The 24687-nt window shown below is 60.6% G+C and carries 22 protein-coding genes; 13 read left to right on the forward strand and 9 right to left on the reverse strand.

Annotated elements, in window-relative coordinates; genetic code table 11:
• Positions 1 to 2: 2 nt before the first annotated feature.
• Positions 3 to 1001, reverse strand: a complete 999-nt coding sequence (locus CFAEC_RS01550; RefSeq protein ID WP_290278184.1) for a winged helix DNA-binding domain-containing protein — start codon at positions 999 to 1001, stop codon at positions 3 to 5.
• Between the two features lie 59 nt (positions 1002 to 1060).
• Between CFAEC_RS01550 and CFAEC_RS01555 the strand changes: the two genes are divergently transcribed.
• The 6 genes from CFAEC_RS01555 to CFAEC_RS01580 all read left to right on the forward strand — a co-directional run bounded on the left by CFAEC_RS01555 (position 1061) and on the right by CFAEC_RS01580 (position 7471).
• On the forward strand, positions 1061 to 2488 hold the full coding sequence (locus CFAEC_RS01555; RefSeq protein WP_290278186.1) for a DUF445 domain-containing protein: 1428 nt from the start codon (positions 1061 to 1063) through the stop codon (positions 2486 to 2488).
• Between the two features lie 16 nt (positions 2489 to 2504).
• Entirely contained in the window at positions 2505 to 3008 is a 504-nt protein-coding gene (locus tag CFAEC_RS01560) for a CGLAU_01105 family protein (RefSeq protein WP_290278187.1), read from the forward strand.
• 24 nt (positions 3009 to 3032) lie between these two features.
• Positions 3033 to 3329 (forward strand): DUF2516 family protein, encoded by a 297-nt coding sequence (locus CFAEC_RS01565; RefSeq protein ID WP_290278189.1) that lies wholly within the window; start codon positions 3033 to 3035, stop codon positions 3327 to 3329.
• A 211-nt stretch (positions 3330 to 3540) separates the two neighbouring features.
• Complete coding sequence (locus CFAEC_RS01570; protein ID WP_435384269.1) at positions 3541 to 4161, forward strand: TetR/AcrR family transcriptional regulator; 621 nt, start codon at positions 3541 to 3543, stop codon at positions 4159 to 4161.
• The gene (locus CFAEC_RS01575) at positions 4158 to 5810 is read left to right on the forward strand and encodes an MDR family MFS transporter (protein ID WP_290278193.1); all 1653 of its coding nucleotides are present in this window, start codon (positions 4158 to 4160) and stop codon (positions 5808 to 5810) included. Before CFAEC_RS01570 ends, CFAEC_RS01575 begins: the two co-directional genes overlap by 4 nt.
• A gap of 20 nt (positions 5811 to 5830) precedes the next feature.
• Entirely contained in the window at positions 5831 to 7471 is a 1641-nt protein-coding gene (locus CFAEC_RS01580) for an MDR family MFS transporter (protein WP_435384270.1), read from the forward strand.
• Between the two features lie 82 nt (positions 7472 to 7553).
• Here the strand turns inward: CFAEC_RS01580 and purU are convergent, their stop codons facing one another.
• Entirely contained in the window at positions 7554 to 8471 is a 918-nt protein-coding gene (gene purU / locus CFAEC_RS01585) for a formyltetrahydrofolate deformylase (RefSeq protein ID WP_290278196.1), read from the reverse strand.
• A 96-nt stretch (positions 8472 to 8567) separates the two neighbouring features.
• On the opposite strand from purU, the gene deoC reads away from it, so the two are divergent.
• Together deoC and CFAEC_RS01595 are read left to right on the forward strand one after the other, a co-directional pair.
• The gene (gene deoC / locus CFAEC_RS01590) at positions 8568 to 9236 is read left to right on the forward strand and encodes a deoxyribose-phosphate aldolase (RefSeq protein WP_290278198.1); all 669 of its coding nucleotides are present in this window, start codon (positions 8568 to 8570) and stop codon (positions 9234 to 9236) included.
• Positions 9237 to 9515: 279 nt separating this feature from the next.
• Positions 9516 to 10796 carry a Bcr/CflA family efflux MFS transporter gene (locus CFAEC_RS01595; protein ID WP_290278200.1) on the forward strand — a complete coding sequence of 427 codons (1281 nt, stop codon included), beginning with the start codon at positions 9516 to 9518 and terminating at the stop codon, positions 10794 to 10796.
• Positions 10797 to 10867: 71 nt separating this feature from the next.
• Here the strand turns inward: CFAEC_RS01595 and CFAEC_RS01600 are convergent, their stop codons facing one another.
• From CFAEC_RS01600 to CFAEC_RS01625, 6 genes are all read right to left on the reverse strand, one after another.
• Positions 10868 to 11503, reverse strand: a complete 636-nt coding sequence (locus CFAEC_RS01600; protein ID WP_290278202.1) for a hypothetical protein — start codon at positions 11501 to 11503, stop codon at positions 10868 to 10870.
• A gap of 154 nt (positions 11504 to 11657) precedes the next feature.
• A complete protein-coding gene (locus tag CFAEC_RS01605) occupies positions 11658 to 12020 on the reverse strand; it encodes a metal-sensitive transcriptional regulator (protein WP_290278204.1) in 363 nt (120 codons plus the stop codon).
• Positions 12017 to 14326, reverse strand: a complete 2310-nt coding sequence (locus CFAEC_RS01610; protein WP_290278206.1) for a heavy metal translocating P-type ATPase — start codon at positions 14324 to 14326, stop codon at positions 12017 to 12019. The genes CFAEC_RS01605 and CFAEC_RS01610 overlap by 4 nt, the downstream gene beginning before the upstream one ends.
• Before the next feature lie 182 nt (positions 14327 to 14508).
• The gene (locus tag CFAEC_RS01615; protein WP_290278209.1) at positions 14509 to 15318 is read right to left on the reverse strand and encodes an LmeA family phospholipid-binding protein; all 810 of its coding nucleotides are present in this window, start codon (positions 15316 to 15318) and stop codon (positions 14509 to 14511) included.
• A 310-nt stretch (positions 15319 to 15628) separates the two neighbouring features.
• Positions 15629 to 16447: a class I SAM-dependent methyltransferase gene (locus tag CFAEC_RS01620; protein WP_290278211.1), complete on the reverse strand. Its 819-nt coding sequence runs from the start codon at positions 16445 to 16447 to the stop codon at positions 15629 to 15631.
• A 14-nt stretch (positions 16448 to 16461) separates the two neighbouring features.
• Positions 16462 to 16965 (reverse strand): DUF2505 domain-containing protein, encoded by a 504-nt coding sequence (locus CFAEC_RS01625; protein ID WP_290278213.1) that lies wholly within the window; start codon positions 16963 to 16965, stop codon positions 16462 to 16464.
• Positions 16966 to 16989: 24 nt separating this feature from the next.
• Between CFAEC_RS01625 and CFAEC_RS01630 the strand changes: the two genes are divergently transcribed.
• Positions 16990 to 18123, forward strand: coding sequence for a UDP-N-acetylmuramate dehydrogenase (locus tag CFAEC_RS01630; RefSeq protein WP_290278216.1), 1134 nt, complete (start codon positions 16990 to 16992; stop codon positions 18121 to 18123).
• 640 nt (positions 18124 to 18763) lie between these two features.
• On the opposite strand, the gene CFAEC_RS01635 is transcribed toward CFAEC_RS01630, so the two are convergent.
• Positions 18764 to 20470, reverse strand: coding sequence for a long-chain-fatty-acid--CoA ligase (locus CFAEC_RS01635; protein ID WP_290278217.1), 1707 nt, complete (start codon positions 20468 to 20470; stop codon positions 18764 to 18766).
• A gap of 114 nt (positions 20471 to 20584) precedes the next feature.
• On the opposite strand from CFAEC_RS01635, the gene mshA reads away from it, so the two are divergent.
• The 4 genes from mshA (at position 20585) to CFAEC_RS01655 (ending at position 24651) form a co-directional block, all read left to right on the forward strand.
• Positions 20585 to 21859 (forward strand): D-inositol-3-phosphate glycosyltransferase, encoded by a 1275-nt coding sequence (mshA, locus tag CFAEC_RS01640; RefSeq protein WP_290278219.1) that lies wholly within the window; start codon positions 20585 to 20587, stop codon positions 21857 to 21859.
• Between the two features lie 76 nt (positions 21860 to 21935).
• Positions 21936 to 22682, forward strand: coding sequence for a phosphoglyceromutase (locus CFAEC_RS01645; protein ID WP_290278221.1), 747 nt, complete (start codon positions 21936 to 21938; stop codon positions 22680 to 22682).
• 32 nt (positions 22683 to 22714) lie between these two features.
• A complete protein-coding gene (locus tag CFAEC_RS01650; RefSeq protein ID WP_290278223.1) occupies positions 22715 to 23956 on the forward strand; it encodes a sensor histidine kinase in 1242 nt (413 codons plus the stop codon).
• Entirely contained in the window at positions 23953 to 24651 is a 699-nt protein-coding gene (locus CFAEC_RS01655; RefSeq protein WP_290278225.1) for a response regulator transcription factor, read from the forward strand. Before CFAEC_RS01650 ends, CFAEC_RS01655 begins: the two co-directional genes overlap by 4 nt.
• The last annotated feature ends 36 nt before the right edge of the window (positions 24652 to 24687 follow it).

Below are 24687 nucleotides of genomic sequence, written 5' to 3' on the forward strand. Positions count from 1 at the left end.
TCTCAGGCCCCCGCCACAACCGGCTGCGCCTCACCCCGGATCACCCGGAACGCCTTGAAAATCCCGTTCTTCCCCGGACCGATGCTCACCAGGTGCTCGGAATCCATCACGTGGCTGCGGTCGGTATAGGACAGCAGATATTCATCAAAAGCCGGCAGATCCAGCACCTGTTCCAGCGTGGCTTCAATCTCAGCATCGGTGACATCGGCTGCCCAGGTGGGTATCCACATGGCCTCGCCACCCGGGCCCGGCACGGGCATAATCTCACCTGCCTCTTCAGCAACTGTGATGCCCCGGCGTATATCCACCAGTTTCAGCCCTGACCACCACTGCAGGTCTTTCTGCGTGGCGACACCCCGGGCGCGGAAATAGCGCACGGTCATCTCCTCCAGTGCAGCGTCGCCAGTCAGGTCAATGGACAGCGGGCACACGGCATCCAACAACACGAAGGTGTCTGCTGCGCCCTGAGGTGGGCCCTGCACGAGCGTGCCTTCGCCACCGAAATGACGAAGCAGATGCTGTCCCCGGTTATCGCCCGGATCCACCCCCACAGAGGCGAATAACTCATATGCTGTTTGGCGGCCCACCGGCTCGGTGGCATGCTCCATCAGGATGTCCCGGGCACGGTCGACGGCGGCGTCGTCAAGCCCCAGGGCGCCCCGGCGCTTGGTGGAGGTCGCCAGCACACGTGGGGAACACAACAACGTCATCCAGCGGACATCTTCCGCGGCCAGCAGGTGGTGGGTGCCGCGCTGGCTCCAGGTGCGGATGAGTAGGGAGCGGTTCAGCGCATCGGCGGTGGTGCCGGTATCGGCCCGGGCCCGCAGGTCAATCGCCTTGAGCGCGGCGGGGCGGTTTTGTGCCTGGGTGGCCAGCAGGTGTTTGCTCACACCCACCACCGTTTCCTGCGCCGGGGTGCGTGGGAATGCGGTGGATGTGCCCAGGAGCTGGGCTATCAGGCGGAGTCCGCGGAGCCGATCCAGGGTCAACTGTGCGTTCATAGCCCGAGGATACCTCGGTGGAGGTGCCGGAGAATGGGGTGAGCGTACATAATGGTCACATGGGAAAACACCAACTGCCCGACGCCGCCGACTTCACGGCCGACGCTAACCCCGACGCTGACCCTGCCGCCGGTACCACCGCCGACCCCACCGCCGGCACCGGCATCGCCACACGTGGCGGCAAGACCGCACCTGATGCCAAACCCCTCGCCGTACCGGGGCCTTCAGCCGAGGTGGAGGCGGAGCGTCGTAAAGCACTGCGCAGGCACAAGGCCTTCGCGCTGAGCCTGCTGATCTTCGCGGCTGTGGTCTATCTGATCTGCCGCTATATCGAGACCCGACCCGGGGAGACGGACACGTGGGTGGGGTTCGTGCGCGCCGCGTCCGAGGCCGGGATGATCGGCGGGTTGGCGGACTGGTTCGCGGTGACCGCGCTGTTCCGGCATCCGATGGGGCTGAAGATCCCGCACACAGCCATCATCCGGCGGAAGAAGGATGAACTGGGTGTGGCGCTCAGCGGGTTCGTGGGCGAGAACTTCCTCAATGCCCAGCTGATCACGGAGAAGGTCCGGCAGGCGCAGATCCCGGACCGGGTGGGGGAGTGGCTGTCCAAGCCGGAAAACGGTGAGGTGGTTTCACGTGAAGCGGGCAAACTCACCGCGAATATTGTCAAGGCGATCGACCCGAAGGACGCGGAAGCCGTGATCAACTCCGCGCTGATTGATAAACTCGCCGAACCCGCCTGGGGCCCACCGGCAGGCCGTCTGCTGGAGCAGCTCATCGCCGAGGGCAAGGCCGAGCCGGTGGTGGATGAGCTGGCTAAGTGGCTACATAAGAAGGCGCTGACCTCGGAGGATCTGATCTCCAAGCTGCTGGATGAGCGCCGTCCGATCTGGGCGCCGCGCTTTGTCAATGAGCTGGTCGGCGACAAGGTCTACCGCGAACTCATCGAATTCACCGGGGCCGTGGCCTCCCAGCCAGACCACGAGGCGCGCCAGTCGGTGCGCAGATTCCTCAACAAACTGGCCAATGACCTGCAATATGATGCCGGCATGATCACCAAGATGGAGGAGATTAAAAAAGACGTCATGGGTTCCGGGGCGGTCGCGCAGATCGCGCCCACCATCTGGGCGTCGGCGTCCGCCTCGCTGACCGAGGCCGCCTCGGATCCTGAGTCCATCCTGCGACGCAAGATCGCCGAGCTTGCGGTCCGCTGGGGGGAGCGCGTGCTTATCGACGACACCCTCCGCGCCGACCTGGACAACCGCATCACCGGAGCCGCCTCCTTCCTGGCGGACAACTACGCCCCGGAGGTCACCAGCATCATCTCCGAAACCATTGAACGTTGGGATGCCAACGAGGCCTCCGACAAGATCGAGCTGATGGTGGGCAAGGATCTGCAGTGGATCAGGGTCAATGGCACCGTGGTGGGTGCGCTCGCGGGTTTGACCATTTACACTGTGTCTCATCTGATGTTCGGCGCATGAGTGAACGGAGTAGCTAATGACTGAAGAGAACAACACCGTCCGCGGCAACCTGGGCAAGGCTGGTTCCTCCCTGGGCAACCTGGCCGGGCAGGTGGCCAAAAAGGTCCGCTCAGATCTCACCGAGGGCGACCCGGACAGCCTGGGTAAATTCAAAGCTGATGCTTCCGAGGCGGTCGGTTCCTTCAAGGAGGCTGACTCCCGTGATGATTACATCGCAGCAGGTAAAGACTTTGCCCAAGACACCGGCACCTTCCTCAAGGGTGTGGCCGATTCAGTGAAGTCCGCCGTGGGGGAGGCCCGTGAATCCGAGGATGCCGCCTCCACCAAGAGTGCGTTCGCCTCCGTGGTGGAGAGCTCCCGCGACAAGCTGGATGACACCGTAGATAAGGCCCGCGCCAAGAAGGCGGAGCGCCAGGCAGCTGTGGATGATGCGGCAGAATCTACAAATGGCCCGGAAACCGATATCATCGAAGGCGAAGTACTTCCCAACCCGGAAGACCCGCAGGAACCCCGCGTCTAGAATAAGGAAGCTCACGCACTCACCATGGATTTGTCACTGCTCTTTGCTGTTACCGCCTGGACTGTTCGAGGCATCTACTTCCTGATCGCGGTCTTCGGTTTCGTTGGTGCCTTCATGGTTGCCACCACCCGCGAAGACGCCTTCGAGGTGGCCGGTCGCCAGAGCAAACTGATCTGGACGGCCCTGCTGGGTGTCTCCGGATTCGCGCTGCTGCTGGGTCTGCCATTTTTGACCTGGGTGGGCATGGTCATCATCGGCCTGTACTGGTGGGATGTGCGCCCACAGATCAAAAACATCCTGGCCGGTAACGGCGGCTGGTAGCAAGCCTCCGATGTCTCCATTGATCCCTCGCCTGTGAAGGCGGGGGATTTTTTAATGCCTGTCATTGCTTAAGTTCTGAGGGGGGCTGTGTGACGGGCTGCACTCGGGGCGCGTTAAACGGCTAATTTCACCCGGTGCATTATTGCACTCGGTGCAAACTTGCACTAGGTTTACTGATGTGACCACTGCAGAACAGCCCTCGCTCCGTGAAATGAAACGCCAGCAGACCCTGGAGGCGATCGAAGATAACGCCACCATGCTCGTGTTGGATCGGGGGTTTGATGATGTCACCATCGATGACATCTGTGCCGGAGCGGGGATCTCTAAACGCACCTTCTTCAACTATGTGGAATCCAAAGAGGTCGCGGTGGTCGGCCCGGGACCACGCACCCCCACCGAAGCGGAAGGCGCGGATTTCCTCGCCACCCTGCACGATGACTTCTTCGCCGTGGCCCTTGATCTGGTGATCAGGCTGTTTGGTGAGCATGACAACACCGCCCCCGGCCTGCCCCAGGAACTTCGACGCCGACGCAAATGCATCCGCGCCGATCACCCCAAGCTGGCGATGCAACACTTCGCCCGGGTTCATCAGACCCGGGAAGCCCTGGAAGAGCTCCTTGCTGATTACCTGCGCCGCTGGCCCAGCGCCCAGAGGCTTCAGGATGTCCCCGAAGCCGAGGCGATCACGATCGTCGGTGTCCTGCTCACCGCCGTTCATCAGGGAAGCCGCGCATGGCATGACATGGATAGCGCTTCCTCCGCAGCCTTCAACGACTGCTGCAAAAAGGCTCTCAACGATATTTTTCTTATTAAAGGTGGTTCGACCGAATGACTCAGATAGATAAGGAACGCGGCACCGCACTCAATGCGGAACGTCCCGTCACAACCATGACCAAGAGTGGGGCACCCGCAGCCCACACGGTCACCCGGGTACATAATCCTGAGGCATCTCCGGTAGAGAAGAAGCGCCTGCCGCTGATCATCGCCGCCCTCATGCTGACCATGCTGCTCAGCGCCCTGGGCCAGACCATCTTCGGTGCGGCACTGCCGACCATCGTCGGTGAGCTCGGTGGCGTTAACCACATGTCCTGGGTGGTCACCGCCTTCCTGCTCGGCCAGACGATCTCCCTGCCCATCTTCGGCAAATTGGGCGATCAATTCGGCCGCAAATACCTGTTCATGTTCGCCATCACCTTATTCGTGGTGGGTTCCGCGGTGGGTGCCATGGCCAACACCATGTCCGTGCTCATCATCGCCCGCGCCCTCCAGGGTGTGGCCGGCGGTGGCCTGATGATCCTCTCCCAGGCGATCCTGGCAGATGTGACCACCGCCCGTGAACGCGCCAAGTACATGGGCATCATGGGTTCAGTGTTTGGGCTCAGCTCTGTGCTCGGCCCACTGCTCGGCGGCTGGTTCACCGATGGCCCCGGCTGGCGCTGGGGACTGTGGTTCAATGTGCCACTCGGCGTGGTGGCCTTGCTGGCCATTGCTGTGTTTCTGAAGCTGCCCAAGCGTTCCCGTGGCAAGGTCACCATCGACTGGGCAGGTGGCGTCTTCATCGCGATTGCCACCACCGCCACCGTGCTCACCGTCACCTGGGGTGGCAATGAGTACGCCTGGAACTCCGCGATGATCATCGGTTTGATCATCACAGCCGTGGTGGCCACCATTGTCTTCGTCTTCATCGAACGCCGCGCCGTGGACCCCCTGGTCCCCATGGGCCTGTTCAAAAACCGCAACTTCGTGCTCACTGCGGTCGCCGGTATCGGTGTTGGTCTGTTCATGATGGGCACCCTGGCCTATATCCCGACCTACCTCCAGATGGTCCACGGATTGAACCCCACCAACGCCGGCCTCATGCTCATCCCGATGATGATCGGCCTGATCGGCACCTCCACCGTGGTGGGTTCCCTGGTGTCCAAGACCGGTCGCTACAAGTGGTACCCCTTCACCGGCATGCTGATCATGGTGGTCGCGCTCTACCTCATGTCCTCCCTGGATCCGGCCGATTCCCTGTGGACGATCGGCATCTTCTTCTTCATCTTCGGTTTCGGCCTGGGCATGGCCATGCAGATCCTGGTGCTCATTGTCCAGAACTCCTTCCCGAACACCATGGTGGGTACCGCCACCGGTGCGAATAACTTCTTCCGTCAGATCGGTGGCGCCGTGGGTTCCGCCTTCATCGGCGGGTTGTTCACCACCAACCTGATCAACCGCTTCAATGAGAACGTCCCCGGTGCCGTGGAATCCCTCGGTGAGGAGGGCACCGGGTTCGCAGCCCAGATGGCTGATGGCTCCGCCATGCAGAACCTCACCCCACAGCTGCTGGAGACCCTCCCGGCCGTGATCCGGGATGCCATCCAGCTGTCCTACAACGACGCACTCACCCCGGTCTTCCTGCTGCTGGCACCGGTCGCGGTCCTGGCAGCCGTGCTGCTTTTCTTTATCCGTGAAGAACACCTCAAGGAAACAATCGAATAATGTCTGAACAACCACCCGTGGTGCTCACCCCGGATGCAGACACCGCCACCGCGGTGAAAGAGCCAAAAACTCGCCCGGCTCGGAAGAAGAAGGAAAAGATCCCGTCCTCCATGACCCCGGAGGAGCAGAAGAAAGTCTGGTGGATCCTCGGCGCGCTGATGGTCGCCATGATGATGGCCAGCCTGGACCAGATGATCTTCGGTACCGCGCTGCCCACCATCGTCGGTGAGCTCGGCGGTGTGGATCATATGATGTGGGTGATCACCGCCTATCTTCTGGCGGAGACCATCATGTTGCCCATCTACGGCAAATTGGGTGACCTGATCGGCCGCAAGGGGTTATTCATCGGCGCGCTGGGTATCTTCCTGGCCGGTTCCATCATTGGTGGTCTGGCGGGCTCCATGACCTGGCTGATCATCGGCCGTGCCGTGCAGGGTATCGGTGGTGGCGGGTTGTTGATCCTCTCGCAGGCCATCATCGCCGATGTGGTCCCGGCCCGCGAACGTGGCCGCTACATGGGTGTCATGGGTGGTGTCTTCGGACTCTCCGCGGTACTCGGACCACTGCTCGGTGGCTGGTTCACCGAGGGACCCGGCTGGCGCTGGGCCTTCTGGATGAACATCCCACTGTCCATCATCGCCATCTTCGTGGCGTGGCGTCTGCTGGATCTGCCGAAACCGAAGATCACCTTCCGCTGGGATTACCTGGGCACCATCCTCATGATCGTGGCCACCACCTCCCTGGTGCTGTTCACCACCTGGGGAGGCTCCCGCTACGCATGGTCCGATCCGATCATCCTCAGCCTGATCGCCGCCACCATCATCGGTGCCGGACTGCTGGTGTTCGTGGAACTGCGCGTCACGGACCCACTGGTGCCGATGCAGTTCTTCAAAAACCTGAACTTCACCCTGACCACCATCGCGGGTCTGATCCTGGGTATTGCCATGTTCGGAGTGCTGGGTTATCTGCCCACCTACCTCCAGATGGTGCACGGCATCAACGCCACCCAGGCTGGTTATATGCTCATCCCGATGATGGTGGGCATGATGGGCCTGTCCATCTGGGTGGGACTGCGGATCACCAAAACCGGCCGGTACAAGTGGTTCCCGCCGATCGGCATGATCATCACCTTCGGGGCCATGTTGCTCTTCCGCACCCTGAGCCCCGAGACCTCCCTGTGGGCAATCGGTGTCTACCTGCTGATCATGGGTGTCGGTCTGGGCATGGCCATGCAGGTGCTGGTGCTCATCGTGCAGAACACACTGCCCACCGCGGTGGTGGGTTCGGCTACGGCGGTGAATAACTTCTTCCGCCAGATCGGTTCCTCACTGGGCTCCGCGCTGGTGGGTGGAATGTTCGTGGGCAACCTCACCACGCTTATGGGTGAGCGCCTCCCCGGTGCTGTTGCTGCGCTGCCGCCAGAGGATCAGGCCGCCCTGGCTGCCGCCGGTGGACTCGACTCCAATGAACTCACCCCGGCGCTGGTCAAGGAACTGCCCCCAGCAGTCCACGACGCCTTCACCGGAGCCTATAACGATGCGCTCCTTCCGGTGTTCACCACCATGATGCCGCTGGTCGGTGCAGCCTTCATCCTGCTGCTATTTGTCAAGCATGAGAAACTGCGGGAAACCACCTCTGACGAGCCAGTCGCCATGGCATAACTGACACACCCCGCCTCCCCGAGACCATTTCTTTAGTGGTCAGGGGAGACGGGGTGTGGGGTTTTCGTCGATAAGCGCGGGCTTAGTCGAAGATGACGGTGCGGTTGCCGTAGACCAGAATGCGGTCCTCGAGGTGGAAACGCAGGCCACGGGCAAGGACCTGCTTCTCGGCGTCGCGGCCCACGCGCTGCAGCTCAGTGGGGCTGTCCTTGTGGGTCACGCGGATGACATCCTGCTCAATGATGGGACCATCATCCAGGTCAGGGGTGGCATAGTGGCAGGTCGCGCCGATCAGCTTCACACCACGGCTGTGCGCCTGGTGGTAGGGGCGGGCACCCATGAAGGACGGCAGGAAGCTGTGGTGAATGTTGATCACGCGGCCGCCCCACATCTCACAGAGATCCGGTGGGAGGATCTGCATGAAGCGTGCCATCACGATGGCATCCGGGTTGATGCCATTGACAATCTCCGCAACCTCATCAAACGCACGTCGCTTGCCCACGGCATCCTTGGGGAAAGGAATGTGGTGGAAGGGCACGCCGTGATTCTTGGCGATGTACTCCAGATTATCGTGGTTACCGATAACGGCAGCCACCTCCATGGGGTAATCATTCTCCGCGACACGGCCCAGCAGATCATGCAGGCAGTGGCCCTCCTTGGACACCAAAATCACAGCCTTCTTGGTCTGCTGGGTGTCGGTGAACTGCCAGCGGGCACGGGGGCCAAACTCCTCCTCGGCGAAGGCGGTGAACTCCTCGCGGAGTTCCTCGATCTCCATGTCGATGGACTCGGCGCGCACGGCCTGGCGGGTGAAGAACCAGTTGCTATCCGGATCGGTGAAGTATCCGGCTTCTGTAATCCATCCGCCACGCTCTGCGAGGAACGAGGACAGCTTGGCCACGATTCCTGTGGAGTCGGGGCAGCCGAAGGTGAGCACATACTGGCGCTCTTCAGGCGCCGTGCCTGGACGGTGACGGATTTCAGAAAAACTCGGGGTCATTGCTCGGATTCTACTGTATTATCAGGGGTTTCCTAACCAGGGGTCGTGGCAGGCCGCGGGAGACACCGCGCGGCCTGGTTGATTAGGCTATCCACCATGACTATCTCCCGCGCCCAGATGGCCGCGATCATTGATTTCACCCTGCTCGGCCCTGAGGTCACCGTCGAAGAACTACACGCGCTTATCGACGAAGCCCTCGAGCTTGGCGTGGGCACCATCTGTGTTCCACCCAGCATGATGAACAACACGAAACGGGCGCAGGACGCCGGCCTGAACATCGCCACCGTCGCCGGATTTCCCCACGGAAAAACATCAGCCCTGGTCAAGGCCGCCGAGGCGCGCCTGGCCGTGCAATACGGTGCCTCAGAGGTGGATGTGGTGCTGGACATCGCCCAGGTGAAAGCCGCGAATGACAATGCTCTGCTCACCGAGATGGTGGCCATCCGTGAAGCCGTGGCCTCACCGGCGAAGCTGAAGTTCATTGTGGAATCCGCCGTGGTCAGCGATGTAGCCCTCGGTGTAGTCACCCACGCTGCGCGGGCCGCGGGTGCCGATTTCGTGAAAACCTCCACCGGTTTCCACCCCGCCGGTGGCGCCACCGTGGAAGCTGTCCGCGCCATGGCAGAAGCCGCCCAGGGCCAGATCGGGGTCAAGGCCTCCGGTGGTATCCGCACCTGGGCCGATGCCGTGGCCATGGTGGAGGCCGGTGCCACGCGGATCGGCACCTCAAATGCGCGCGCCATTCTGGAGGGGGCTCCGGCTTAAGGTGCTCAGATGGACGGGCAGTGGGTAGTGCAAAGGGGATCGACCGGGTTCAAGACCCACCGCCAGAACTGATCCCAGCGTTAATGCCTCAAAAGGGGGCACCTGACTCGGTTATTCGAGGTGGGTGCTCCCTTTTTTACTCAGCCCTGCCTTTCGTAGATGGGGCCGAGACTGGCCTGCGGATACCCCCTGGGGTATGGTGGGGTGAGGTTTGTCCGGATTGTGGTCTCACCTGTCCATGATTCGGGATGACCCATTAACCATGAAAGATAAAAATCCTTGTCCACTTCCCCAAGTCCCACGCGGGCAATTCTCACACCTACTACAGCTACCGTCATATTAAGCGGTGGTCTTCTTGCCCTGCTGGTGCTCGTCTCTGCCATGCCACCACTCGGCACAGCCGCCTATCTGGCGGGCCTGCCCATGGCTGCGGAAGACCTCGGCATCACAACCGGTGCCGCCCAACTAACCCTCACGGTATACATCATCGGTCTGGCATTAGGACAGGTGGTGATCGGACCCCTTTCTGACAGGTTGGGGAGGCGGAAACCCCTACTCATAGGCATCGGGGCATTCGTGATATTCAGTGTCGCGATTGCGTTCTCCCCCAACCTTGAAGTGATGCTGGGATTGCGCCTATTGCAGGGAATCTCAGCCAGTGCCGGCATGGTGCTGGGGCGCGCCATCGTGCACGACCTTGTTCAGGGTGACCGGGCTGCCCGGGCGTTGAATATCATCACCGCCGCGGGGCTGATTGTCCCGGCGCTCGCCCCGCTTCTCGGTTCAGCGATCCTCGCCTTTGCTGATTGGCGCACCATTTTCCTTGTACTCGCAGGGCTCGGTGCGGCTGTTGGTATATGGAGCGCAATCAAGATCCCCGAGACACATCCCGTACCTAAGGGTGAGACTGCAAAGGGCACTGAAGCCTCAACACCGGCTGGTAGATATCAAGCCACCGTGCCTCCTTCGAGTCCACTTCGTTTCGCCATGTACACGGCAGTAGTGAGTTTTGCCTTCATGGCCATGTACTCCTATGTGTCATCGGCTCCCTTTATCTTCCAACAGCTCCACGGTTTCACCCCGGCGGGTTATGCCTGGGCTGGCGCACTTCTTTCCCTGACCATGGCTGGGGTGGGTATCGCAGGTTCTCGTCTTATCGGGAGCACTAACCGATTCGGCGTTCTCACTGCCTCCAGCGCTGTGCTCATTGGCCTGGTCGTACTGGTTGTAGGTTCCGTTTTGGTGCTGATCACTGTGCTCACAGAAGCACATGTAGCTTGGTACATCGCGGCGTTGGCTGTGGCGGTGGCTCCGGTAGCACTGATCTCAGGCAGCGCCAGCGCCCTGGCCATGGATGCAAGTCCGCTCCGGGGCGGTGCTTCCTCGGCAGTCATCGGTTTCACGCAGTCATTGCTGGGAGCTGCAGCTCCTCCACTTGTGGGCGTGCTCGGTGTTGATGCCCGCCCGATGGCAGCGGTTTTAGTCTCTGCGGCCCTGTTGGCAATCGCCGCGGCCTTGATCGCTGAGTCCACCAAGGCTAAAACGCGTACGTCACTCTGACCGACCGCCCCAAAAAGGAACCCAAAAGGAACGTGCGGTCATGCGATCAAAGAGGACGTTCTCGCCTTGGGTTAATTGGCGAACTCACAATCCAAGGTCTCCATCAGCAACACCCTCGGTGCGCCTTCGTCTGCCATGGCCTGGCTGTCGTAACACGGATAACCACTGATGGTGGATTCACCAGCCGGCGGGAATATCTCCCAGGCGCCATCCACCCAGTGGAATAGGCGAATATTATCGGTTTGGAGCATGCCACCGCGTGCCCAGCCGGAATAGCAGAACGTGACGAAATCTACGAAGTCATGGCCAGCTTCCTGGAAGGCGGCTGGTTCGCAGGCATCCGCCGGCAGGCTAACCTGGCCCGTCGTGGTGGTTTGGGGGTCAGTGGGTTCCTGGGTGATGGTGGCGGTGGTCGGTTCCACCGAGACTGTATTGGTGGCGGTGTTGATGTCGGTCACGGTGACTGTGCCCGGCTCAGGGGAGCTATCCGTGACGGTTTCCACCGACGAGGTGGCCACTGCCGTGGTTGATTCCGTGCCATCGGAATCCTGGTTGGCGAAGAGCCATCCGATGGTGACGGCTGCAATCAGTAATAACACCACCAGGACGCTGATCACCATGATGGCTGTCCGGTTTTTCCCACGCGGGTGGTTCGGAGTGCCGTCTGGGGTGTTTCCGGGGGTTGTGCCTGGATATTGGTTGCTCATGTCCTCTTATCCCTTCTGCCCGTTGCATGTCCTTCAATCGTGGCATGGATCACGATGAATCTTCGGGGGCCGTAGGACAAGTTTCCATAACAAAACCCGAGGTGACAGGGAAAAGTATTGCGCTGTCGGTCACTTCGGGTGCTGCGGGAAGTTTTTAAGCCTTGGAGAATCTCGCGATGGCGTCGGTGACTTCCTTCAGCTTCGCGTCCAGTTCCTCACCACCGAGTTCGGCGGCATCGCGGACGCAGTGTTTCATGTGGTCTTCCAGCAATCCGAAGGCCACATTCTTCAGGGCTGAGTTCACCGCGGAGATCTGCGTGAGAATATCAATGCAGTACTGCTCCTCGTCGATCATCCGGTGGATGCCGCGGGTCTGTCCCTCGATCCGCTTGAGGCGGGCCAGGTAGCGCTTCTTCTCGTCGATATAACCGTGGGCATGCTCGTGGTGGCTGCTGCAGCAGGTCTGCACCTGATTTTCAACCACGGAATCCTTGATCGCGGGGTCAGTTGTGGTCATGAGTGGGAGCCTCCTTGGTGGCTTGATGCGAACCCGCGCAGGCGCAGGGAGTTGGTGACAACGAAGACAGAACTAAGGGCCATGGCCACTCCGGCGAGCATCGGGTTGAGGAACCCGGCGGCAGCGACGGGGATGAGTGCCACATTGTAGGCGAACGCCCAGAAGAGGTTACCCCTGATGGTGCCGAGGGTGCGCCTGGACAGGCGGATCGCATCCACCGCGGAGCGCAGGTCATTATTCATCAGGGTGATATCGGAGGCCTCGATGGCCACATCGGTGCCCGCGCCCATGGCCAGGCCGAGATCGGCCTGCGCAAGCGCGGCGGCGTCATTGACGCCGTCACCGACCATGGCGACATTCCTGCCCTCAGCCTGAAGCTTTTCGACGGTTGACACCTTCTCATCCGGCATCACCTCAGCAATGACATGTTCGGGCGCGATTCCCACCTCTGCTGCCACCGCCTTCGCAGCTCCCAGGTTGTCGCCGGTGAGCAGCATCGGGGTCATGCCGAGTTCCTTCAGTCCTGCAACAGCCTCTGCGGAGGTGGCCTTGACGGTGTCGCGGACGGTGATCACAGCGGCGTTGACATCATCGATCATCACCACCACCGGGGTCCCACCCTGGTTCTGGGCCCGGGTGAAGGATTCAGAAAGCGCTGGGTCCAGCTCGGTTGCAGGTCGGCCAACCGTGACGGTGTGGCCCTCCACCTGTCCGGTCACACCACGGCCGGCGGTGTTCTGGAAGTCGGTGACCTCCGGCTTCGTGCCCTTGTGTGCTGCTGCGATCGCCTGGGCGATCGGGTGCTCAGAGGCGGATTCGACTGCAGCGGCCAGACGCAGCACCTCATCGCGGTCAAATCCATCGGCTGTGGTGACATCGTGGACGGACATGACACCAGCGGTGACGGTTCCGGTCTTATCCATGACGATGGTGTCCACCTTCTTGGTGGATTCTAAGATCTCCGGCCCCTTGATCAACAGGCCGAGCTGGGCGCCCCTGCCGGTGCCCACGAGCAATGCTGTCGGGGTGGCCAGGCCCAGTGCACACGGGCAGGCGATGATGAGGACAGCCACCGCTGCGGTGAAGGCAGCGGCGAGACCATTATCGGTGAAGATCAGGTGGCCGGCCAGGGTGAGGATCGAGATGACTATCACCACGGGCACAAAGACCTGGGAGATCTGATCCACCAGGCGCTGAACCGGCGCCTTCTTGGACTGGGCCTCTGTGACCAGTTTGGCCATCTGCGACAGTGTGGTGTCAGACCCGATGCGGGTGGCTTCCACCATGAGGCGCCCGGAGGTATTCAATGTGGCGCCCGTGACCTTGGATCCCTTAGTCACCTCTACGGGAATGGATTCACCGGTGAGCATGGACTCATCCACCGCGGAGGTTCCTTCGAGAACAACACCGTCCGTGGCGATCTTCTCACCGGGCCTGGTAATGAAGACATCACCGATCTTCAGCTGCGAGGTCGGGATGCGGACCTCACGCCCATCACGGATGACGGCTGCATCCTTGGCGCCCATATCCAGAAGTTTCCTCAGAGCCTCTGAGGATTGTCCCTTGGCCTTGGTTTCAAACCAGCGGCCGAGAAGGAGGAAGGTGATCACCACCGCGACGGTTTCCAGATAGATCTCATCCATGGAGGAATCGGTGGGGAAGAGGTGCATCTCCATGGTCATCCCGGCCGCCCCGGCATTGCCGAGGAAGAGTGCCCACAGTGACCACACATAGGCGGCTGTGGTGCCCAGGGATACCAGTGTGTCCATGGTGAAGGAACCGTGGCGGAGGTTCACCCATGTGGCCTTATGGAAGGGTGCTCCGCCCCAGAAGAACACCGGGGTGGTCATGGTCAGAACTGCCCACTGCCAGTTGGTGAACTGTAGGGCCGGGATCATGCTGAGCAGGGCGATCGGAACGGTGAGCAGGGCGGAGACGACGACACGGAATTTTAAGTCAGCTGCTTCGGCGTCACGGGCGGCGTCGATGCGGCCCTGACCGCTGGCTGAGTCCGGGGAGCCTGCTGTGTCCGTGGCATCACCAGAAGTGTCTTCAACAGGATCCGGGGTGGACATGGCAAAGGCGCCATAACCTGCGCCCTTGACGGTGTCGATCACCTGATCTTCGTTGACCCTGTCCGGATCGTATTTCACGGAGGCGGATTCAGTGGCGAAGTTGACGGTGGCTTCCACTCCTTCCACCTTGTTGAGCTTGCGCTCCACGCGGGCGGAACAGGAGGTACAGGTCATGCCCGTCACGCCGAGATCAAGCTCGATCAGATTCACAGCTGTCGGCATGCCAGCCATCGTTGATCAGTCCTTTGCGCTCGAAAGTTTATTTACTGCCATCAATCATATACCCCCACGGGGTATGTGGCAAGAGTGTCTGTTCATGCATCCTGCACGGATGGTGCATGAATGAAGGCCCCACCGGAATCACATAATGTGTTCCAGAAGGGCCTTCGCCATGCAGCGGAGCCTGCGGGGGATCAGCCCACGCTCTCCAGGGTGCGCACGTTGATATTCTGACCGGTCAGATTGATATTGATGCCACCTTCAACAACATCGATGCCCGCGATCTGGAGACCACCGGCCACCTGATCCACCGAGGACTGGATACCGTCTGTCAGCGCCTTGGAGATATCCTCCGGCAGGGCGATGCCAAACAGCTGAGAATCCAGAACCTCAAAGGCCAACTGGCCATTCAGCACGATGGGGCGCAGGTTCGCGCGGGCGGCACCATCGGTGAACTCCACCTCAATAGCCTGGGCTTCCACATTGGAGCGGACACCGGTGATCTTCACCAGCTCCTGGACCAGCCGTTCAGCCAGTCCGGCACTCTCTCCACCGGTGGCGTTCGCCATCTCTGCCTGGACGGTGGCCAGAATGAACTCATCCGGGGCGAAGGTGGTCAGATCGAAAGTATCCGCCACCGGGTTATTCGTATCCGCGATGCTTAAGTCCCCGAGCGTGATGGTTGCCTCCGGGGTTCCTGCGATCTCCGGGGCGGTGCCGGCACCACCTGGGTAAGTGATCTGCAGGGTGTCCGGAGTTTCCACGGCGACATGCTTGATGCTGCCTTGGGCCAGGCCCAGCAGTAGGGGATAAGAACCGAAGGAGATGGTGGGATCTTCCTCTACGGTGAGCCCCTGGTCCACTGCCTGCTGCGAGAACTCTGACTTCAGTTCCTTGCCGATGAACCAGCGCAGCCCGAACTCAGCCACGAGAAGGAGGACCACGATGATCACCACGAGGGTGATCAGGACCTTGGGTAGAACTGATTTTCTTGATTTAGCCACGCACACTAGTGTCCCTCATAAACCCATCTGATGTCAGGTTGACCCCGCAAAAGTGGCTGAAAGGTTACTGGGAGATCAGGTCTTTTGTCGGGGCAGGGTATTTACAGTCTTTGAGCGGTCGGGGGGAAAGCGGAAGGAATGTCTGGAAATGTATCAAGCCCGCTCCTGGTTTTAACCGGTGCGGGCTTAATGATTGAGATCAGAAGACGGGAATCCGTAACTTCGTCCAGTTCTTCTGCTCTGGGTAATTGTCCGGATCAGAAGCTGCAGGAAGTAGTCCTGAAAATTGAAACAATGCCGACAGGTCAAACTAGTCCGGCGCCACCACTGACCATGGCACGGTGAGCAGGGCATCGCCCACCCGCCGCCGGGAGACCTCAATGGGCCAGCCCTGATCAATCAGCATGGAACGCGCCTTTTCCCAGCGCACGCGCGGGCCATAGGGTTCCCAGCCGGCGGCATAATCCCACGCGGTATCGGCTGCGGTCAGCAGTGTGTGGATCTTCTCACCGGGAACATTGCGGTGGATGAGCACCTTGGGCAGGCGCTCGGCCACATCAGAGGGCCGGGACACTCCCCAGGGATGCCAGGCCAGGGTCAATGTCTGTGGCCCAGCCGAATCCAGCATGATCCAACTGCAGCGGCGCCCAATCTCATCACAGGTGCCTTCGATGAACACCCCGCCCGGCGCTAACCGGGAGACCACGGTGTGCCAGGCATCCTCCACCTGCTCCACATCGTATTGGCGCAGCACATTGAATGCCCGGACCACCTGAGGTTGATAACCGGCGAGCTCAAAACCACCCAGTTCGAAACTCACACCGCCCTGTGGGGGCAGGACCCGCTCGGGATTGATTTCCAGACCGATGACGGTGGCGTCGGCACGCATCCGGTGGATCCACCGGCCCCATTCAACAGTGGTCGTGTGGCTGGCGCCGTAACCCACGTCCAGTACCAGTGGAGTATCCGCTGAATCCAGAAGTGACTGGATCCGGGAATGATGAAAGCACCACCGATCGAACCGTCGGAGACGGTTGATGCCGGTGGTGCCTCGGGTGATCACGCCGATTGGCTTATCCGTTTTTGCCTTGGCAAAGTCGGCGCGCAGGTTATGGGCGTGATCGGCCATTGATTAAAAACGCTCTAGAGGTTCTCGGAGATCCACTTGTCGGTCAGTGCGCCTTCGTTGGCGAAGAGCTCACCGAGTGCGTCGGCGACCTTCGGCTCGATGGCAGGTCCCATGAACGGGATGTTCACGGAGACCTCGTTGTTGTAGGCCAGGGTGGTGGAGGTGTCATCGCCGGCAAGGCCGATGGTGCCCTTGAAGTCCACAGGGGTGCCCTTGACATCGGCGTTGTAGTCGATGTGTGCGGTGCCGTCGTTAAGTGCGCTGACGGTGATCACGCGCTTGACCTTGAGGGCCTGGCTGATCATCGCACGGACAGCCTCAGGAAGGACATCTAGTGGGAGGATCTCGAAGAGGACGACTTCTGCGCCGCCATCGGTTTCGGTGAAGGAGTTGACCTCGCCTGGTTCAGGGGAGAGGTTCTCAGCGATATATGCCCAGTACTCCTGGTTGGTGAGGGCCTGGTGGACCTTCTCAGCGGACTGGTTGATCGTTACGGTGTTTTCTGTACGCGTTGCCATGAGGATAAGACTACCGTTAGTGGGGTGTTGGATTCATCGCTGACCCAGGAAATCGCCGCAGTCGACGGCGCCGAACTCGATCCGGACGTGACGTTCGCGGATCTCACGACGCTGCGCATCGGCGGAAAGCCCACGCTATCCGTGCGGTGCAGCTCCACATCAGCCGTGGCGCAGGTGGTGAAAAAGCTTGATAGCGCTGCTGTCGCCCTCCTCATTGTGGGCGGTGGCTCCAACCTTGTCGTCGCTGATGGCGACCTTGATCTGGTGGCTGTGATCATCGAAGCCGATGATGTCACCCTCAACCTCTCCACCGGGATGGTCACCGCGGAGGCCGGAGCTGAATGGGACGATGTGGTGTCGCTTTCCGTGGAAGCTGGCCTGGGTGGCATTGAATGCCTCTCCGGAATCCCGGGATCAGCTGGTGCCACCCCGGTGCAGAACGTGGGCGCCTACGGGGTGGAAATCTCTGATGTACTCACCCGCGTGCAGCTGCTGGACCGCGGAACCGGAACGGTGGAGTGGGTGGAGGCCTCGGAGCTGGATCTGGCTTATCGTTACTCAAACCTGAAGTTCACCAACCGTGCCGTGGTGCTCGCCATTGAACTCCAGCTGCACGCTGATGGTCTCTCCGCCCCGCTACGCTTCGGTGAGCTGGCACGCCGCCTGGCCGTATCGGAAGAAGAGAACGCGGCCGGGGAAGTCCGCCGCCCGATCCTCCTGGTCCGTGAGGCCGTGCTGGAACTTAGACGCGCAAAGGGCATGGTGGTGGAAACCACCGACCATGACACCTGGTCCGCCGGTTCCTTCTTCACCAACCCCATCGTGGAGCCTGCCTTAGTCGATAGCGTCCAGCGGAAGATTGCCGCGGAACGTGGTGAGCAGGAGGCCACCAGCATGCCGCGCTACGCAGCCGGGGAGGGTAAGGAAAAGCTCTCCGCCGCCTGGCTCATCGAACGCGCCGGGTTTAACAAGGGGCACCCCGGTGCTGGAGCACGCGCGGGCTTGTCCTCCAAGCACACCCTCGCGCTGACCAACCGGGGAGATGCCAACAGCGACGACCTCGTGGAGTTGGCCCGGGAGATCCGCGACGGAGTGTTCGCAGCTTTCGGAGTCACCCTCGTGCCGGAACCCGTCTGGATCGGCGTAACCCTCGATTAAGTCCCTGGCCACTGCCGGTTATGCCACCTCCGATCACTGCCACATCAGCGGTCCGGTGTCACCATCAATTTGGGGAAAGTCCTGTGACTGAGCATCTTCCAGCCACAAGGATGAGTGCTTGGCCTGATTTACTTGAGTGGTCATAACCCCGATGCTGCATATGATCCAGATCGCATGTCCGCGGGCTCCTTCTACCGTGCATAACGTCACAAGATCTTGGGCGAAACGGCCCCTTTTCCCAGAAATCTTGTGACGTTATGCACGTTTCTCTCCCTTCGGGCCCCCAGCAAAAGCACGCAGGGCCAGGAGGGCTCAACAACTGGAAGCGCACCTTCGGAGGTTACGGCATTGGTATTAATGCAGTTTACTGTCTTGGGGTTTTCGCTACTGCCCAAATTCCCCAAGCAATAATTACTAAGATTGCAATATTGCTATACCAAGGTGACTTTGCGTATAAATTTATCGGAAGGGCCACTACAGCAAGGGACAGCCAAACCTGGTTTAAAGTTTTAGCCCGCACAAGCAGCCACCGTATTCATATACTGGCCAGTCCACGATGTCAGGGCAAAAGCGGAACCCCTTCGATATCCTCGTCGGCGAGGTCGAAGGGGCCCTGTGGGAGATAGCCAAACACTGTGATCTAGGCCGGGTGCTTCTTCATCAGTTCTTCCTGGACTTCGCGGCGGCGGATCTTGCCCATCTGATCCCGGGGCATTTCCTCGAAGTGGTAGAAGGTGCGTGGCACCTTGTAGCGGGTGAGGTTTTCGCGGGCGTAGGCTTTCAGGCCTTCCGGATCTAGGGCGGCACCTTCGACCAGGGTGATGGCGGCTACCACGTTCTCGGCGCCGTCTTCGCGGGGCATGCCCACCACGGCGATGTCTTCGATGTCGGGGTGAGCTGCCAGGGCTTCTTCCACCTCGGCTGGGTAGACGTTGAAGCCACCGGTGATGATGACTTCCTTGATACGGGCGACCAGACGGATGAAACCATCTTCATCCATCACTCCGACATCGCCGGTGCGGTACCAGCCGTCGTGGAAGCTGTTCTTGGTGGCTTCCTCCTGGTTGAGGTAGCCCTTGAACACCTGTGGGCCCTTGACCAGGACTTCGCCTTCCACACCATCTGGCTGGGTTTCATCCGGATTGTCCGGGTTGGCGATGCGCACGATGGTGTCGGGGAAGGGGATTCCCACATATCCTGGGCGGCGGTTGCCGTCCATGGGGTTGCCCACGATGACCGGTGAGGTCTCTGTCAGGCCATAGCCCTCAACGAGGCGGCCCCCCGTGTGGGACTCCCAGCGGTCCACGGTGCGCACCGGCAGGGTGGAGGCGCCACAGAAGGCATTGCGTACACCCTTGATGTCAATGCCCTGCTCATCGGAGGCTTCCACGATCTTCTCGTAGAGGGTGGGCACACCGGGCAACCATGTGGGGGTGTGCTTCTTCATCACGTCCATGATCAGGTCAATGCGCGGGGTGGGCAGCAGCACCATCTCACCACCGATGAACACGGACAGGGTGCCCACCATGGTCAGGCCGTAGGCGTGGAACATGGGCAGGGCGCCGAGCATGCGCTCCGGCTTATCGCCCAGGCCCGGAACCCAGGACTTGCCCTGGAGGATGTTGGCGAAGAGGTTGCCGTGGGACAGCTGTGCGCCCTTGGGCTTGCCGGTGGTGCCGGAGGTGTACAGGATGAGGGCGGTGGTGTCCTTGGTGACGGACTTCTCAGACTCGACATCCTCACCCAGGCCACCCATGGCTGAGCTGGTCAGAACTTCAAAGGGGACGGTGTTCGGTGCGGATCCGGACAGTGCCTCACGGCTTTTGCGCAGTGCCGGGATGGGGAGTTTCAGGGCGAAACGCTGCAGGGTGGGCATGGCGTTGATCATGTTCACGGACACGATCGTCTCCAGCGCGGTGTCACCGCGCAGCTGCTCCAGGGTGGAGGCGGCCTTGTCCCAGGCGATGACCACGCGGGCACCGTGGTCCTTGAAGGGTTCGCGGAGCTCACTCGCGGTGTAGAGCGGGTTGTGTTCGATGACGGTGGCGCCCAGTTTCAGCACTGCGTAGAATGCAGCGATGTGCTGGGGGCAGTTGGGTAGGACAATGGCCACGCGGTCTCCGGGGCGCACGCCCAGGGCACGCAGACCCGCAGCTACCCGACGGACCTCTTTGTCCAGCTCACCATAGGTCTGAGACCTGCCGAAGAAGTAGGTTGCGGACCTCTCGGCGTTGATGGCCAGATTATTGTCATAGACATCCAGCAGGGTGGTGTCACCGTAATCAAGGGAGTGGGGAGTCCACTCAGGGTAGTGCTTCAACCAGGCTCTGGTTTCGTATGCCGACATGATGTCCCTTCAAAAATCTTCCGCCGTCACTTCTTCCTACCGAGTATATAGAGCTGCTGCACACCGAGTGTCCCCTGCAGACCCAGAATGGTCCCATAGACCTAGAATGGTTCCATGCGCGTTGCCATGATCTCGATGCACACCTCACCACTGCAGCAACCGGGCACCGGTGACTCCGGTGGAATGAACGTTTATGTGATGTCCACCGGTACCGAATTAGCCCGGCAGGGTGTGGAGGTGGATATCTTCACCCGTGCCACCCGGCCATCCCAGGGGGAGATTGTCCAGGTCTCACCCAACCTGAGGGTGATCAACATCGTCGCCGGCCCCTATGAGGGCCTGGCCAAGGAGGAATTATCCACCCAGCTGGCAGCTTTTGCCGGTGGTGTCCTGGAATTCACCCGCCGTGGGGGCATCGACTATGACCTGATCCATTCCCACTATTGGCTATCAGGCCAGGTGGGGTGGCTGATGCGTGATCTGTGGTGCATCCCGCTGGTGCACACCGCCCACACCCTGGCCGCGGTGAAGAACTCCTACCGCGATGATGAGGACACCCCGGAATCCGAGGCCCGTCGTATCTGCGAGCAGCAGTTGGTGGACAACGCCGATGTACTGGCGGTGAACACCCAGGAGGAGCTGTTGGATCTGGTGAACCATTATGATGCTGATGCCGCCCGCATCAGTGTGGTCTCCCCGGGTGCGGATATCTCGCTCTACACCCCGGGCAATGACCGCGCCACCGAACGTTCCAGGCGTGAGCTGGGTGTTCCGCTGCATGCGAAGGTGGTGGCGTTCGTCGGACGGCTCCAGGCGTTCAAGGGTCCCCAGGTGTTAATCAGGGCGGTGGCGGAACTGCTCGAACGCGATCCGAACCGCAATCTGCGCGTGCTTATCTGTGGCGGTCCGTCCGGGCCGACCGCAACTCCCGAGACCTACCGCACGCTGGCTACGGAGTTGGGCGTCGAAAAGCGCATTCGTTTTCTTGATCCGCGTCCACCCGAGGAGCTGGTGTCGGTCTACCGCGCCGCCGACATCATCGCGGTGCCGAGTTATAACGAATCCTTCGGGCTGGTGGCCATGGAGGCGCAGGCCACCGGCACCCCGGTGGTGGCCGCGCGCGTGGGCGGTCTGCCCATCGCCGTCGCCGAGGGCGAAACCGGGTTGCTGGTGGACGGCCACGATCCGGTGATGTGGGCAGACACCCTGGCAACGCTGCTTGACGACGACGAAACCCGCATCCGCATGGGACAGGACGCCGTCGACCATGCCCGAGCCTTCTCCTGGTCCGCCACCGCCACCCAACTGTCCTCGCTGTACAACGAAGCGATCACCACGGAGTTGGACGCCAACACACCGCGCCGGGCAGATGGTGCGCGCTGGGATTAGTGCTTTTTGGGGGTGATGTCACCCACATACCTGATTCAACGGGCATTAGACCTCATGAACTGGCAAACTGTTGGGTATGACTAACGGAAAACTGATTCTTCTTCGTCACGGCCAGAGTGAATGGAACGCATCCAACCAGTTCACCGGCTGGGTAGACGTCGACCTCACCGAAAAGGGCGAGGCCGAGGCCAAGCGCGGCGGCGAAATGCTCGTTGAGAACAATGTCCTGCCGGATATTGTCTACACCTCACTGATGCGCCGTGCCATCCGCACCGCCAACATCGCACTCAACGCAGCGGATTACCACTGGATCCCCGTTATCCGTGACTGGCGCCTGAACGAGCGTCACTACGGTGCGCTCCAGGGTCTGAACAAGGCGGAAACCAAGGACAAGTACGGCGATGAGCAGTACATGGCATGGCGTCGTTCCTACGGCACCCCGCCACCAGAGCTCGCCGATGACGCTGAGTTCTCCCAGGCTGATGATGTCCGCTACGCAGACCTCGATGCCGTTCCACGCACCGAGTGCCTGAAGGACGTTGTTGAGCGTTTCATCCCTTATTACGAGGCTGAGATTCTGCCACGCGCCAAGAAGGGTGAGAACGTTCTCATCGCCGCACACGGCAACTCCCTGCGCGCGCTGGTCAAGCACCTGGACAACATCTCTGATGAGGACATCGCAGAGCTGAATATCCCAACCGGTATCCCACTGGTCTATGAAATCACCGCTGATGGCACCGTGGTCAACCCCGGTGGCACCTACCTGGATCCGGAGGCAGCCGCAGCAGGCGCAGCCGCCGTGGCCAACCAGGGCGGAAAGTAACAGGTAGTTAAGGACACCGCTGTCGGTATCAGGTGAGCACATTCCTCGCATTTTTGGTGGGCGTGGCCGTCATGGGCCTCGCCCTACCTATTTATGCCTGGACCAAGGAGCGCTTCCGCCGACACAAATCAGCCTCCACCCTGGCTGAAAACCAGGTGACCACGGTCGGCCAGGTCCTGCACCTGGCCATCCAGGGCTCACCCACCGGCATCACCGTGATGGACCGCACCGGTGATGTCATCCTCTCCAACGGACGTGCCCATGAACTGGGCATCGTCCACCAGCGCACCGTCAACGGTGATGTGTGGCGTGTGGCCCAGGAGGCCTTCGAGGACAAGGAAACCCACGCCCTCGATGTCAACCCCTCGGTGAACCCGCGTCGCCCCGGTAACCGCATCACCGCCGTGCAGGCCGTGGTCAAACCGTTAACGCTTATCGACGACCGCTTCATCATCGTCTACGCCACCGATGAATCCGAGAACGTCCGCATGGAATCCGCACGTCGTGATTTCGTGGCCAATGTCTCCCACGAGCTGAAAACCCCCGTCGGTGGCATGGCGCTGCTGGCCGAGGCTCTGATGGAAGCCGTCGATGATCCCGAGCAGGTGGAGTACTTCGGTAACCGTCTGCAGCGTGAAGCCCACCGCATGGCGGACATGATCAATGAACTGATCTCCCTGTCCAAACTCCAGGGAGCTGAACGTCTTCCCGACATGGAACCCGTCCGGGTGGATGACATCATCGATGAAGCCATCGAGAGGACCCAGCTCGCGGCCGACAACGCCAATATCGAACTGGTCCGTGGTGACCGCACCGGCGTGTGGGTGGAGGCGGAACGATCCCTGCTGGTCACTGCCCTTGCCAACCTGATCAGCAACGCCATCAACTACTCGCCTAAATCCATGCCGGTTTCCGTTTCCCAGAACATCCGCAATGATGTGGTGATGATCCGCGTGACCGACCGCGGCATCGGGATTGCCCCGGAAGATCAGGCGCGGGTATTCGAACGTTTCTTCCGTGTGGATCAGGCCAGGTCACGTCAAACAGGCGGAACCGGCCTCGGATTGGCTATTGTCAAACATGTGATGGCAAACCACGGCGGTAATATCAGTGTGTGGTCACGGCCTGGAACGGGATCCACCTTCACACTCGAATTACCTGTGCATCATCCAGAATCTGAAGCTCAGCCTGATACCACCAAGCGACCGGGCCTGGATTCTCCGCTTCGCTCGACCGCGTCCAAAGTCACCGGACGCCGAAAGGAAAAATCATGACAACCATCCTGATCGTTGAAGATGAGGAATCGTTGGCAGATCCTTTGGCCTTTCTCCTCAGGAAGGAAGGATTCGACACGGTCATCGCGGGCGACGGCCCCACGGCCCTCGTGGAATTCAGCAGAAACGACATTGATATCGTCCTGCTCGACCTGATGCTGCCCGGCATGTCCGGAACTGATGTGTGTAAGGAACTACGCCTGGTCTCCAATGTCCCGGTGATCATGGTGACCGCCCGCGACTCGGAGATCGATAAGGTTGTCGGTCTGGAACTGGGCGCGGATGATTATGTGACCAAGCCCTACTCCTCCCGTGAACTCATCGCCCGCATCCGCGCGGTCCTGCGCCGCCGCGGTGACAGCGAGGCCGAGGCTGCCGATGATGATTTTGATGAGCAGGTCCTCGAAGGTGGCCGGGTCCGCATGGATGTGGATAGCCACACCGTCACCGTCGACGGTGACGCGGTGAACATGCCACTGAAGGAGTTCGACCTGCTGGAGTATCTGCTCCGCAACGCCGGCCGGGTGCTCACCCGTGGCCAGCTCATCGATCGTATCTGGGGCGCTGATTATGTCGGCGACACCAAGACGCTGGATGTGCATGTGAAGCGTCTGCGTTCCAAGATCGAAGAGGAGCCCTCACGCCCCCGTCACCTGGTGACAGTGCGCGGACTGGGTTATAAGTACGAACTCTGATCTTTTTTCTAACAACAGGCGGGGCACCTCAGTTTT

This window comes from Corynebacterium faecale (genome assembly GCF_030408735.1).
Classification (GTDB): domain Bacteria; phylum Actinomycetota; class Actinomycetes; order Mycobacteriales; family Mycobacteriaceae; genus Corynebacterium; species Corynebacterium faecale.